A 13,413-nucleotide genomic window follows, 5' to 3' on the forward strand; every position below is an offset into this window, starting at 1 on the left:
GGGCCGACACGCCGGCTAGGCGCAGCGCCGCCGAGTTGATCCACCTGTTGATAGGTGTTGCCGCGCAGCATCACCCCGCGCACGGCGCGGCATCGAGATTGATGTCGCCGCGAAACTTGCTGGTGTTTTTTTGTCGCTTCCAAACGGTTCGTTATTTGAACCACCATTTTATGTGCTATGAGCGGACTGCAAGGTGGATTGGCTTCCGTCCCATGCGAAGTATCTTGAGGATGCACGATGAGCACAGTCGGCAAAGCGATATCGCTGTTGGAGCAGTTCACGCTCGGCGAACCGGAGATCGGCCTGTCCGAGCTCGCCCGCAAAACCGGCCTCGACAAGGCGACGGCGCGGCGCCTGCTGATGGCGCTGGCCGACCACCGCTTGATCGAACAGGAGCCGGCAAGCCGCCGCTACCGGCTCGGCGCCGGCCTGTCGCGGCTGGCCCGCTTTCGCGACGCGCATTTTCCCTTCGTGCGCGTGGCAGCATCTGTGGTTCGCGAGCTGGCGCTGGAAACCGGCGAGACGGTGCATCTGTCGGAATTCAGCGCCGGCGCACTGCTGACGGTCCATGTCGAGCTGTCGGCAAAGGCCAACCGGGTCAATGTCGATGTCGGCCAGGTGCTGCCCTTGCACGGCACCGCCTCCGGCATCGCCTTTCTCGCCGCTTCGCCTCGGGAAGCGGCCGAGGCCTATGTCGACAAGCCGTTGCCGACCTTCACGCCACACACGGTGACGCAGCCCGACAGGCTGATGAAGGCGATCCGGCTTGCCGCCAAGCGCGGCTATTCCTCGAGCTCCCAAGGCTATGAAGAAGGCGTGCACAGCATAGCCGCGGCAATCCTCGGCTCCGATGGGCGTCCTCTCGGTGCGCTCGCGGTGGCCTCGCCTGTGTCACGCGCCGATGACAGCATGGCGGCCAGCCAGGGCGAAGCGGTGATCAAGGCGGCGCGGCTGATTTCAGCGCGCCTGGCCGGCGAAGCCTGACACCTCTACCGTCGCAGGGGAGATGATTAGCAGGTTAAGTTCCCAGCGGCGCACCGGCTTGCTGCGAGACCGGAACGCTTCGTCTGGGACAGGCGGCTGGAGCGCAGCAAGGAAGAATTGTTGCCGCCCGCCCGCGCGTCGCCCACGATCTCGGAAATCGTCTTTGCCTGCGGGGTCAATTCGAGTGCGCATTTTTCGCGCGCGTTCGAGAGCCGGTACGATGTGGCCCCGCGGGAGTTGCGCCAGAGGCTGAGGGCGGTGGTGCATTAAGGGGTGGGCCGTTTGCCGGATCTCGGAGAGCGCCCTAGCCCGCCGAAAGCCGGCATCCGGCAGCAAGTTCTACATATTGGCAGCGGTTGGCCGCACGATCACTTCGTTGACGTCGACGCCGTCGGGTTGATCAAGCGCAAAACGGATCGCCCGTGCAATGGAGTCCGGTGTGAGCGACTTCTGCCGCCATTCTTTCAGAGCCATGGCGACCTGAGGATCGCTGATATCGTCGCCCAGTTCGGTTGCGGTCACTCCGGGGGAGATGATCGTGGCGCGGATGTCGTCATGCTCCTGCCGCAGCCCCTCGGTGATTGCCCAGACGGCATATTTCGTGCCGCAATAGACCGCCGCGGTAGGCAGCACGATATGCGCACCGACCGAGGCGACATTGACGATATGCCCATTCTTCTGGGCGACGAAGCGCGGCAGCACCGCGGCGATCCCGTTCAGCACGCCGCCGATGTTGACATTGATCATGCGAGACCACTCATCGCGCTTCAGCGCGGCAAGCGGCGACAGCGGCATGACGCCTGCATTGTTGACCAGCACATCGATCTGCCCGAATTCGGCATGAGCGGCATCGGCAAAGGCGTCGAAATTCGCCGCATCGGTCACGTCGAGTTCGCGCCACGCGACGCCTTTGCCTATTTCTGCGGCCAGCGCCTTGAGCCGCTCGGTGCGGCGGGCCCCGATGAACAGTCTGGCGCCGGCACCGGCAAGTTCCCGAACCGTCGCTTCGCCGATGCCGCTGGAGGCGCCGGTGATGAGTACAACCTTGTCTTTAAGTCCCGTCATGATCGTTCCTTTTTCGCTGCGGTGACGGGGAGATAGATGGTCGCGACCCGGCAAAGGCCGGTAGCGTGATCGTCCAAAGAGTTTGCACGATCCTCCAAATGAACTCGAAATGCCTTGCAACATTTTCGCGCCATGAAGATTTATGCGGCATGGAGAAAATCAATGAACTCGCCGAGCTGATCACCCGCTTTGCGCCGAAATCTGGCATGGCCGGCACTGCGGTGCCGCGGCTGTCGCTCATTCGCGCCAACCAGCCCAGTGCACCCGTGCCTGCGGTCTACGAGGCGTCGCTTTGCATAATCGCCCAAGGATCGAAGCGCGTCTCGCTGGCCGACCAGAGCGTGGTCTATGACGCATCGAGCTACCTGCTCGTCTCGGTCGACCTGCCGCTGGTCGGGCATGTGTTGGAGGCGAGCCCGGCGGCGCCCTACCTCTGTTGCAAGATAGATTTTGATTCCACCGCGCTGGCCGAACTGCTTGTGAAAGAAGGACGTGCATCCCCCAGCAGGGATCTGCCGGTGTTAGCTGCCTATCCAAGTGACCCCGACCTGATTGATGCCGCCTGTCGGCTTGTCAGGCTGCTCAATCGCCCCGAGAGCATCACCGTGCTGGCGCCGCTGATCGAACGCGAAATCCTTTACCGGCTCCTCACCGGACCGCACGGTGACACGCTTCGCCAGATGGCGTCGGTGGACAGCCACTTGAACCAGGTCAGCCGCGCCATCGCCACGATCCGCAATCATTTCCAGGCACAACTGCGCATCGAAGAGATTGCGGCGGCATCAGGCATGAGCGCGTCGTCCCTTCATGCCCATTTCAAGGCGATTACGCGCATGACCCCGCTCGAATACCAGAAGCAGCTGCGCCTGCAGGAGGCGCGAAGGATTATGCTTGCCGGCGGCGCAAACGCAGGCACGGCCGGGTTCGCGGTGGGCTATGACAGCCCTTCGCAGTTCAGCCGAGAATATCGTCGCCTGTTCGGTGCGCCGCCCCGGAAAGATATTGACCGCCTTCAGGCGACACCCAGTTCGGCTGCGGCTTATTGAGTTTTCCGAGCGGCATGCGCCAGCCATGGCTGGTCAGGAGCCAGCCGCCTCCAGGTGGCGAAGCGTCCGATCATGCTCGGTAGAACTCCCGGTACCATTCGACAAAGCGCGGAACCCCTATTTCGATCGGGATTTTGGGCTTGAAGCCGGTCGCCTCCTCGAGCGAGCTGACATTGGCGAAAGTTGCCGGAACGTCGCCTGGCTGAAGTGGCATGAGGTTGCGGTTTGCCTTGCGTCCCAGCGCGTCTTCGAGCACTTCGATCAATCGGTTCAGTTGAACGGGCGAATTGCCGCCGATGTTGTGAATCCTGAACGGGGCGTTGCTGGTCGCTGGGTCTGGCGCGACACTTTTCCACTCAGGATTGGGTGTCGCGGGTTGCTGCATGACGCGGATAATACCTTCGACAATGTCGTCGATATAGGTGAAATCCCGCTGCATGTTGCCATAGTTGAAGACCTCGATCGGCTCGCCGGCGAGGATAGCCTTGGCGAAGATGAACAGCGCCATGTCCGGCCGCCCCCACGGACCATAGACGGTGAAAAAACGCAGCCCGGTGGTCGGCAGTCCAAACAGATGGCTGTATGTGTGCGCCATCAGCTCGTTCGCCTTCTTGCTTGCGGCGTAAAGGCTGAGCGGATGGTCCGCCGGATCGTGCACGGAAAACGGCATGCGGGTGCTGCCGCCATAAATCGAACTCGACGATGCATAGACCAGATGGCCGACGGACGCCTGCCGGCATCCTTCCAGGATGTTGACAAAGCCGCTGAGGTTGCTTTCCACATAGGCGTGCGGATTGCTGATCGAATAGCGTACGCCGGCTTGCGCCGCGAGATTGACGACAACCTCCGGCGCGGCCGAAAGGAAGAGCTCCGAAATACGGTCCCGCTCCGTGAGATCGGCATGCTCGAAACAAAAATTCGAAAACGCTTTCAGCCGCTCGAGACGAGCCTGCTTCAGGCTGACGTCATAATACTCGTTCATGGAGTCGAGGCCGATAACCTGGCCTCCTTCGGCAAGCAGCCTCAGGCAAAGATGAAACCCTATGAACCCGGCTGCGCCGGTGATCAGTATCGGCCTGCTTGATGTCACTGCATATCCTAGCGTTAATTTCAGGCGAGCTTTACAAGCTCCAGTATTTTATGTTGTCGGGAACTTCATTGGGCTTGATGGCCGACTTGACATCGAACAGTGTCCCCCCCGGCCTGATCATTTGAAAAAGACGCGCTCTTTCGTTGGTGAGATATTGCCTGTGAGGCACCGCCAGAACAAGCGCCTGCAAATCGTTTATCTCATCGAGCGGCAGGATTGTTTCGCCGTGATCACGCCGAGCGGTTTCGACATCGGCAAGGGGATCATGGACTTTGGGGATAATTCCGAACTGCCTTAGTTCCTTGACCATGTCGAAAACGCGGCTGTTGCGCAAATCCGGCACGTCCTCCTTGAATGTCAGCCCGAGAATGCCGACAGAAGCCCCTTTGACGGGCGTGTCAGAACCAATCAGCCGTTTGACAACCTGCTGGGCGACGAAGGCCCCCATTCCGTCATTGATGCGACGTCCGGCGAGGATGATCTGCGGATGGTAACCTTCGGCCTCGGCCTTGGCGGTCAAATAATATGGATCGACGCTGATGCAGTGGCCGCCGACGAACCCCGGTTTGAAGGGAAGGAAGTTCCATTTCGTCGACGCAGCATCAAGAACATCCTGCGTCCGGATATCGAGCCGCTCGAAGATCATTGCCAGTTCGTTCATCAGCGCGATGTTCAGATCGCGCTGGGTGTTCTCGATAACCTTCGCTGCCTCGGCCACCTTGATCGACGGGGCGCGGTAGACGCCGGCATCTATGATACGGCCATAAACGTTCGCGACGCGCTCCAGCGTCTCGTTATTCTCGCCGGAGACGACTTTGACGATCTTTTGCAGCGAGTGTTCCCGATCGCCGGGGTTGGCGCGTTCGGGCGAATAGCCGAGGGCAAAGTCGCGGGGATGTCGCAGGCCGGAAACCTGCTCGATGATCGGCCCACAGAAATCTTCGGTCACACCTGGATAGACTGTCGACTCAAAAACGACGACGGCGCCTTTGCTCACCGCCTCGCCGACGAGTTCGGACGCCAGTTTCAAAGAAGCCAGATCGGGAGCGCGATTTGCGTCGATAGGGGTTGGCACGGCAACGATGAAGAAAGTAGCGCCTTTCAACATCTCCCGGTCGGTCGTCAGCCCTATCGAGGTCTCCTTGAGCGCCGTTGCATCAACTTCTCCCGTACGATCGACGCCGCCACGCAATTCCCCGATCCGACGCTCGCTGATGTCAAAAGCTATGGTGCCGGGGAAAACCTTCCCGAAGGCGATGGCTACCGGCAGGCCGACATAACCCAGGCCGATAACTGCAATGCGTTCGGACATCCGTGGGGTTCCTCGAGCCACCTGTTGAGCCGACGTGCTTGTATGGCAGGCTGTTGGCCAATTCAACGATGCTCTATCGCGAAGAGGAATGTCTCATGAAAAATGGTCGTTGCCATGTTTCATGTTGCCATCCGCCGATGCCATCGATGTTGTGGATAAAATCCAGCAGGACCGTGTTTCGAGCCACTCTCTGCTGCGGATTGGGGTGAACCGTCAGGTTCTGCCGGCCACCTACGCAGCGGCGGCCCTGACGACAGGGCTGATATTCTCTGCTGCCAATCCATAGGCCACTATCGGCCTCAATCGTGCCTTCTGATCAAACCAAATGCCCGGATCGGAATTCGCATCGCCACCGAGCGGATCTGCGAAATTTCAGTTTGGTCCTTGTGCATTGGCTGCGGACACGTCGTATCCTGCGTGTGGCGACCGATATCTGGTCGATCAGCATTTGCCTGGGAGCAGAAATTGGCCAGACTCTATGACAGCCGCAGACGCATTCTCGTTACCGGGGGCGCAGGGTTTATCGGCTCGCATCTTATTGACCGCCTGTTGGAACGAGGCGACGAAATCTTGTGTGTCGACAACCTTTTCACCGGATCAAAGCGCAATATCGACCATTTGGCCAAGCATCCCCGCTTCGAATTCATGCGCCATGACGTGACCTTTCCGCTCTACGTCGAAGTCGATGAGATTTACAACCTGGCGTGTCCGGCCTCGCCTGTTCACTACCAGTACGACCCGGTTCAGACGATCAAGACCGCCGTGCACGGCGCCATCAATGTTCTTGGACTGGCAAAGCGGCTGAAATGCAAAGTCTTTCAGGCCTCCACCAGCGAGGTCTATGGTGACGCGTCTGTGCATCCGCAGCCCGAGAGTTACTGGGGCAATGTAAACCCGATCGGGCCGCGCTCATGCTACGATGAAGGCAAACGCTGCGCCGAAACGCTGTTCTTCGACTATCACCGACAACATGGCTTGTGGGTCAAGGTCGCGCGGATTTTTAATACGTTCGGGCCGCGCATGCACCCGGCAGACGGCAGGGTTGTCTCAAATTTCATCGTGCAGGCGCTTCGTGGTGAACCGATAACCATTTTCGGCGACGGCTCACAGACAAGGTCGTTTTGCTACGTCGACGACCTGGTGAGCGGCATGCTGCGCCTCATGGATACGGGGCCGGAGGTGACCGGTCCAGTAAACATCGGCAATCCAAGGGAAGTAACGATCAGGCGCTTGGCCGAACTGACGACGCAGATGACCGGATCAGGTTCGGATATAATTTACCGCGATCTTCCGCAAGACGATCCGCGGCACCGCCAGCCCGATATCACCCTTGCCAAAAGGCTTGTCGGCTGGGAGCCGACAGTGACTTTGGAAGCCGGGCTGCAACAGACGATCGACTATTTCAAAGCCCTGCTGCCGAAGGTTTCCACAAACTCGCCTTGACCCGGCACCGCAGTGCAACCGTCAAGTCTGACCGATCACCGTCGTGGTAGCGACGCCTTTTGCAGTCGACTCCGGTAGGCTTGAAGTTTTTCGAATTCTAATTATTTTAAGCTTGAAATTATTTTGAAGATCCATAGCGCTTCATCCGTCCGAGCCGGGACACCGGCATTTGGCGGAGAGCAGAAGGAGGAGGAAGATTTGCCGTTGTTCCGGAATAAAACTCCATGAACACAGCACGATTTTCCGAGAGTGTCACAGGCAAGATCGTCGATGGCGTTCTCATCGTCACGATCGAAAATCCGCCGGTCAACGCGCTGTCCCTCCATGTCAGGGCCGGACTGATGGCTGCGCTTGGGCGTGCGGCGTCGGATGAAGTGTCTGCCGTGGTGCTGACCGCCATTGGGCGCACCTTCATCGGTGGCGCCGATATCAAGGAATTCGGCAAGCCCGCTATCGGGCCCACACTGCCTGACGTGATCGAAGCGATCGAGAGCTTCGCGAAACCGATCGTCGCGGCAGTAGGCGGCGCGGCGCTCGGCGGCGGCTGCGAGATTGCGCTGGCCTGCCACTACCGGGTGGCCAGCAAGGCGGCCAGCTTCGGCCTGCCCGAGGTCAAGCTCGGGTTAGTGCCCGGGGCCGGCGGAACCCAACGCCTGCCCCGCCTCATCGGCACGGTCGCCGCAATTGACCTGATCGGCACGGGTCGGCCCGCAAATGCCGACGAAGCGCTCGCTCTCGGTCTGATCGATGCCATTGCGGACGATCTTCCCGAAGGCGCGCTCGATGTCGCCCGCCGTCTCGTTGGCCAACCGCTGTGGCGCACGGGCGCGCTTTCCGTCCCGCGCTCGCAACCTGAGGCCGACGCGGCAGCCGCAAAGAAGGTACTTTCCCGCAACCGAGGGCAGATGGCGCCTGCAGAAGCCGTGAGACTGGTCCAGGCCGCGTCCACGGCCAAACTTGAGGACGGTCTTGCGGACGAACGCGCGACCTTCCTGCGCCTCCGGGATTCTCGCGAAGCGGCAGCGTTGCGCCACGTCTTCTTTGCCGAGAGGCAAGCCAGCAAAGTCGACAGGCTGGAGGGTGTCACGCCTCGCAAGGTCGAGACCGTCGGTATCGTCGGAACCGGCCTGGTGGGTGCAGGCATCGCGGTCTCGGCCTTGAATGCCGGCTATCGCGTAATCGGCATCGAGCAGAACGACGACGCCGCGGCAAAAGGATACGAGCGTATCGCCGGGCTTCTCGACAAGTCGGTCCAATCCGGCCGTCTCACCGATCATGCGCGCAGGGAGGCGCTGAGCCGGTTTGAAGCGGCCAGCGACGCCGGCAGGCTGGTGCAGGCCGATCTGGTCATCGAGGCAGTGTTCGACGATCTCGCGGTAAAAACCGAACTCTTCCGGAAGCTCGAACGTATCGTCCGCCCGGACGCCATCCTTGCGACCAACACCAGCTACCTCAACCCCGACGAGATCGCCTCTGCAACCGCCCGGCCCGAACGGATCGTCGGCCTGCATTTTTTCTCCCCGGCCAACGTCATGCGGCTCACCGAAGTGGTGGATTGCGCGGCGACGGCGCCCGATGTGCTCGCCTCGGCGATCGCCTTCGCCAGGAAGCTCGGCAAGCTGCCTGTCGTGTGCGGCGTTACCGAGGGTTTCATCGGCAACCGCATCTATTCCGCCTACCGCCGCGAGGCGGAGTTCATGGTGGAGGATGGCGCAGCACCCGATGAGGTGGATGCCGCGCTGGAGGCCTGGGGCTTCCCGATGGGGATCTTCGCGGTCAACGATATGGCTGGGCTGGAGATAGCCTGGGCGCGGCGCAAGCGACAGGCGGCGATGCGCGATCCGCAAGCACGTTATGTCGAAATCGCCGACCGGCTGTGCGAGGCCGGCCGCTTCGGCCGCAAGACCGGGCGCGGCTGGTACGATTATTCGGACGGCGAACGCAGGAGCGACCCGCAAGTAACGGCGCTGATCGAGGCCGTGCGAGCGGCCAAGGGCATCGTGCCGCGCCGCTTTTCGCCCGATGAGATCGTCACGCGCTTGCTGGCGGCAATGGCCGACGAGGGCAAGGCACTACTCGCCGAAGGCATCGCGGCGCGTGCCTCCGACATCGATCTGGTGATGATCAACGGCTATGGCTTCCCGGCCCACAAGGGCGGGCCGATGTTCCGCGCCGGAGAGGTTTAAGGACCAGCTACGACAGCCTTGCGATGACGGCGCGCAGTGCCTCGCCGAAACGCCTGACCTCGTCGACCGTGTTGTAATGGACCAGCGAGGCGCGGATGGCGCCGCTGTCCATCGACAGGTTGAGACGCTTCATCAGCCGGGGCGCATACATATGGCCGTCGCGGATGCCGATCTGCATGTCAGCCATTTCCTCGACGATCCGCTGCGGCGACAGCTTGCCGATGTTGAAGCAGAATGTCGGCACGCGTTCGTTGATGCGGTCTTCCTCGGCGACGCCGTAGATCGTGGCATTGCATCCCTTGAGCACGGCGAGCATCTCGCGCGCCAAGAGCATTTCATAGTCGCGGATGGCGCCCATGCCGGCAACGATGTTGTCGCGCCGCGAGCGGTTGTTGGAGGGCGCCAGATTGCGGCCGATCAGTTCCAGGTACTGCACCGCGGCATCCATGCCCGAGACGTTTTCGTAGATGAAGGTGCCGGCCTCGACCTTGTAAGGCGGCTCGTCGGGGATGAAATCCTCGCGGAAGGTCGGCAGCCGCTTCAGCGTTTCGAAGCGGCCCCACAGAAAGCCCATATGCGGCGAGAAATTCTTGTAGCCGGAGCAGACTAGATAATCACAGTCCCAGGCCTGCACGTCGATCAGCCCGTGCGGTCCGTAATGCACGCAGTCAAGGAACACTTCGGCGCCGGCCGCATGCGCGATCCCGGCCACGGAAGCGACATCAACGATCGAACCGATCGAGTGCGCCGTCACCGTGCAGGCGACGAGACGGGTGCGCTCAGAAACCAGCGGCTTGAGGTCGTCGACATGCAGGTTGCCGTCCTCGCGCATGCGCCACCACTTGAACTTGGCTCCGGCGGATTCCAGCGCCAGCCACGTCGCGATGTTGGCGTCGTGGTCCATATCGGTGATGACGATCTCGTCTCGCTCTGTGTCCTTGGCCAGCATCTGGCCGATGCCGAGGCTGACCAAGCGGATGAATGAGGTGGCGTTCATGCCGAAGCAGATTTCCGACGGACTGTAGGCGTTGATCAGCAAGGCCACGCTCTCGCGCGCATTGGCGACCGATTGGTCGACCGCGACGCTGCGGCCGTAACGTCCGCCGCGCTGCACATTGTGCGAGACCAGGTGGTTGGTCACCGCATCGAGCACGCTCTGCGGGATCTGCGCGCCGGCGGCGTTGTCCATGAAGATGAAATCACCGGCGCGCTGCAAGGCCGGAAACATGGCGCGGATGGTGTCGACCGGAAAGCCGCCGGCGGCTTGGGAATTGCTCAACTGTATCTCCTGCGAATGGCTTGGGAAGCGGGACGGTTGATGAGGTCAGCGCGTCTTCTCGGTCTTGAAGCGGTCTTCGAGCAGGCTGACGAGGCGGACCATGGGCCAGAGGAAGATGAGATAGACCAAAGCGGCGCCGATCAGCGGCGAGGGATTGGCGTAGAGCGACTGCGCGTTGGTCGCTTCCTTCAACAGTTCAGGCAGCGCAACGGTGGAAGCGAGCGACGTGTCCTTGAACATCGAGACGCAATTGCTGGTCATCGGGGGGATGACGACGCGGATCGCCTGCGGCAGCACCACCTTGCGCAAGGTCAAAAGGAAAGGCAGGCCGAGCGCCTGTGCTGCCTCGAATTGGCCTTTCGGAATGCTCTCAATGCCGGAGCGGAACACTTCTGCTGAATAGGCCGACATGATGATGGCGAACGCCGTCACGGCGGAGGCCCAGGACGACAGACGGATGCCGAGGAAGGGCAGCGCATAATAGATCAGGATCAGCACCACCAGCACCGGCAGGGCGCGGAAGATGTCGGTGTAGCCGACCGCCAGCCAGCGCAGCGGCTTCGGCGCATAGAGCCGCAACAGGCTGATCCCCAGGCCAATGGGAATGCCGATGCCGATACTCAAAATGCCGAGCAGCAGCGTGTTCAGGAAGCCACGCAACAGCGCCGGCAGGCTGGACATGATCACGTCAGGATTGAAGAAGGTGTCGATCAGCGACATGGGAGCGTTCCCGAACCCCAGAGCAAAGGATGCTCAAGTTAAAACCAATCGACCTTGCCTCCCATGAGGCTATCCGTGCGGCAGCAGGCGCCCGAGCGTGAAATGAATCGTGCCGGCCCGGGAGCCGGCACGATTTAAGTGCATTGCCGGTCAGGCCTTGGGCAGCGGCATTTCCTTGACCGTCGAGGAATCGGCTGGCGCGTCGCTGCCGAACCACTTCTTGTGGATCGCGGCCAGCGTTCCGTCCTTCTTCATCGCGGTCAGCGCGTCGTTCAGCTTGCCGAGCAGCGGATGGTCCTTGCTCATCATCAGGCCGTACTGTTCGCCGGTCTTAATGCGCTGCTTGACCTTCAGGTCCTTCATCTTGGTGAAGGAGTATTCCATGCCCGGAATATCGCTGACGGCGGCGTCCACGCGGCCCGCGCTGAGGTCGAGCAGAAGATTCTGCTGCGTGTCGTAGCCCTTCACGTCGCTGTAGCCGTCAGCCTCCTGATGCGCCTTGACCCAGGTCTCGCCGGTCGAGCCTGAAAGCACGCCGACGATCTTGCCTTTGAGGTCGGCCTCGGTGTTAACAGCGCTATCGGTCTTCGTCGCAATGCCCATGTCGGAGTCATAATAGGGCTGGGTGAAGGACAGCGTTTTCAGTCGCTCCGGCGTGATGGTGATCGAGGAGATCGCGACATCGATGCGGTTGGAACTGACAGCCGCGAACAGCGCCTGGAAGCCGAGGTCGGCAATGTCGGTGGTCATGCCGGCACGCTTGGCCGCTTCGTTGACGATGTCGACTTCAAAGCCCTCGAAAGTGCCGCTCTCGTTCTTGTATTCGAAGGGCGGATTGGTCGGGTAGGCGCCGACATTGAGCACATCGGCGGCAAAGGCGGTGGCCGGGCCGGCAGCGATGCCGATCGTGGCGGCGAGAAGAAGCAGGTTGCGACGAGTGAAGCTCATTTTGTGTTCCCTCTGGTTGTGATCGGGCGGGTTTGCTCCCGCACGGTTTGTTGCCGTCCCACCTCCCAGCGGGGCGTCAATTCATGGCGGCGACCATGCGCTCGAGCGCGGTCGCTATCTGGTCGCGTTCACGGCACACGCACATCCGCAGGAAGGCCGCTGCCGAATTTCCAAAGAGGTGGCCGGGAGCCAGCCCGACGCGCGCCGTCTCCAGTATCCTGGCGCAGGCCTGCCGGGCGTCGCTTTCGCCGTCCATGGCAAAGAAGGCATACATGCCTCCGCGCGGTTTCGTCGGCAGGATGATGCCGGGAATCTGGGCCAGCCTGTCATAGGCAAGGTCGAGGCCGGTTTTGATCCGCTGCCTGATCTCCTCGACCAGCGGCTCGCCTTGGCGGATGGCGGCGACAGCGCCTGCCTGGATAGGCGCGGCGGTGCCGCTGTTGATGTACTGCGTCATGGCGCCAAGCTGGTCGGCCACCCCCGACGGATGCGTCAGCCAGCCGATGCGCCAGCCGGTCATCGCCCACGCCTTCGAAAAACTGTTGACCGACAGCACCCGGTCGCCATCCTCGGCGATCTGCAGGATGGAAGGAGCAACATTGCCGTCGAAATAGAGCCGGCCATAGACCTCGTCGGAGATGATCCAGATGCCGGTGCGCCGGCTGAAGTCGAGCAGCGCCTGCATCTCCTCGCGCGACGCGGTCCAGCCGGTCGGGTTGGACGGCGTCGACAGGAAGATCGCGCGTGTGCGCGCATCGCAAGTGGCGAACAGCCGGTCGAGATCGAGATGCCAGTCGCCCTTGAAGTCGAGCGAAAACGGCCTTGGCTCGCCGCCGATCAGATGGATGGCGTTGTGGATGTTGGGCCATTGCGGCGCGACATAGACGACGTTGCTGCCGATATCGACCAGTAGTTCCAGCGCCAGGTACAGCGCCTGCATGCCGCCGGGCGTGACCGTGGTGCGCGCAATCGGGATCGTCCGGCCGTGAATGCGCGTTTGGTATTCCGACAGCGCCTCGTTCAGTAGGGGGTGCCCACGCATGTTAGGGACGTAGAACGTCTGGCCTTCATCGAAGGCGGCCTTCGCCGCGTCGCGGATGAAAGCGGGCGTCACCATGTCGCCTTCGCCGTACCAGAGCGCGATCACGTCGCCCAGTTCTCGGGCGCGCACGGCAAGGTTGGCAATGTTTTCGGTGTGCAGGTCACGGATCTGGGCACGTACGCCGTCGAAAGCATAACGCGCGCTGGACGATGACTGGGGCAGTATGAACGACAAGGACTGAAACCCCTCCCACCCGGAGCACCGCGACGGACTGCCCGGCAAGCCCCACCGGCACGAC

General features: G+C 61.5%; 12 protein-coding genes and 1 pseudogene. 6 read left to right on the forward strand and 7 right to left on the reverse strand.

Going from position 1 to position 13,413, the window contains the following annotated elements:
- The first annotated feature begins 237 nt into the window (after positions 1-237).
- Positions 238-984: an IclR family transcriptional regulator gene (locus NKI32_RS25735; RefSeq protein ID WP_353004187.1), complete on the forward strand. Its 747-nt coding sequence runs from the start codon at positions 238-240 to the stop codon at positions 982-984.
- A 75-nt stretch (positions 985-1,059) separates the two neighbouring features.
- Positions 1,060-1,254 (forward strand): annotated as a pseudogene (locus tag NKI32_RS25740) (helix-turn-helix domain-containing protein); the annotation flags it as partial.
- A gap of 69 nt (positions 1,255-1,323) precedes the next feature.
- Here the strand turns inward: NKI32_RS25740 and NKI32_RS25745 are convergent.
- Positions 1,324-2,049: an SDR family oxidoreductase gene (locus NKI32_RS25745; protein WP_353004190.1), complete on the reverse strand. Its 726-nt coding sequence runs from the start codon at positions 2,047-2,049 to the stop codon at positions 1,324-1,326.
- A gap of 98 nt (positions 2,050-2,147) precedes the next feature.
- Between NKI32_RS25745 and NKI32_RS25750 the strand changes: the two genes are divergently transcribed.
- Positions 2,148-3,095 carry an AraC family transcriptional regulator N-terminal domain-containing protein gene (locus tag NKI32_RS25750; protein ID WP_353004192.1) on the forward strand — a complete coding sequence of 316 codons (948 nt, stop codon included), beginning with the start codon at positions 2,148-2,150 and terminating at the stop codon, positions 3,093-3,095.
- 70 nt (positions 3,096-3,165) lie between these two features.
- Here the strand turns inward: NKI32_RS25750 and NKI32_RS25755 are convergent, their stop codons facing one another.
- Together NKI32_RS25755 and NKI32_RS25760 are read right to left on the reverse strand one after the other, a co-directional pair.
- Positions 3,166-4,185 carry an NAD-dependent epimerase gene (locus tag NKI32_RS25755; RefSeq protein ID WP_353004194.1) on the reverse strand — a complete coding sequence of 340 codons (1,020 nt, stop codon included), beginning with the start codon at positions 4,183-4,185 and terminating at the stop codon, positions 3,166-3,168.
- A gap of 31 nt (positions 4,186-4,216) precedes the next feature.
- Entirely contained in the window at positions 4,217-5,497 is a 1,281-nt protein-coding gene (locus NKI32_RS25760) for a nucleotide sugar dehydrogenase (RefSeq protein WP_023682723.1), read from the reverse strand.
- Positions 5,498-5,585: 88 nt separating this feature from the next.
- Between NKI32_RS25760 and NKI32_RS25765 the strand changes: the two genes are divergently transcribed.
- The 3 genes from NKI32_RS25765 to NKI32_RS25775 all read left to right on the forward strand — a co-directional run bounded on the left by NKI32_RS25765 (position 5,586) and on the right by NKI32_RS25775 (position 9,126).
- Positions 5,586-5,783: a hypothetical protein gene (locus NKI32_RS25765; protein ID WP_352498019.1), complete on the forward strand. Its 198-nt coding sequence runs from the start codon at positions 5,586-5,588 to the stop codon at positions 5,781-5,783.
- A 179-nt stretch (positions 5,784-5,962) separates the two neighbouring features.
- A complete protein-coding gene (locus NKI32_RS25770) occupies positions 5,963-6,940 on the forward strand; it encodes a UDP-glucuronic acid decarboxylase family protein (RefSeq protein WP_023667815.1) in 978 nt (325 codons plus the stop codon).
- Positions 6,941-7,164: 224 nt separating this feature from the next.
- Positions 7,165-9,126: a 3-hydroxyacyl-CoA dehydrogenase NAD-binding domain-containing protein gene (locus NKI32_RS25775; protein ID WP_353004197.1), complete on the forward strand. Its 1,962-nt coding sequence runs from the start codon at positions 7,165-7,167 to the stop codon at positions 9,124-9,126.
- 7 nt (positions 9,127-9,133) lie between these two features.
- On the opposite strand, the gene NKI32_RS25780 is transcribed toward NKI32_RS25775, so the two are convergent.
- From NKI32_RS25780 to NKI32_RS25795, 4 genes are all read right to left on the reverse strand, one after another.
- Positions 9,134-10,405 carry a cysteine desulfurase-like protein gene (locus tag NKI32_RS25780; protein WP_353004199.1) on the reverse strand — a complete coding sequence of 424 codons (1,272 nt, stop codon included), beginning with the start codon at positions 10,403-10,405 and terminating at the stop codon, positions 9,134-9,136.
- Positions 10,406-10,450: 45 nt separating this feature from the next.
- A complete protein-coding gene (locus NKI32_RS25785) occupies positions 10,451-11,125 on the reverse strand; it encodes an amino acid ABC transporter permease (RefSeq protein ID WP_023667812.1) in 675 nt (224 codons plus the stop codon).
- A 150-nt stretch (positions 11,126-11,275) separates the two neighbouring features.
- Positions 11,276-12,073 (reverse strand): ABC transporter substrate-binding protein, encoded by a 798-nt coding sequence (locus NKI32_RS25790; protein ID WP_023682726.1) that lies wholly within the window; start codon positions 12,071-12,073, stop codon positions 11,276-11,278.
- A 76-nt stretch (positions 12,074-12,149) separates the two neighbouring features.
- Positions 12,150-13,349, reverse strand: a complete 1,200-nt coding sequence (locus tag NKI32_RS25795) for a pyridoxal phosphate-dependent aminotransferase (RefSeq protein WP_353004201.1) — start codon at positions 13,347-13,349, stop codon at positions 12,150-12,152.
- Between the last annotated feature and the right edge of the window lie 64 nt (positions 13,350-13,413).

It is taken from the genome of Mesorhizobium sp. M0761 (assembly GCF_040320205.1).
Classification (GTDB): Bacteria; Pseudomonadota; Alphaproteobacteria; order Rhizobiales; family Rhizobiaceae; genus Mesorhizobium.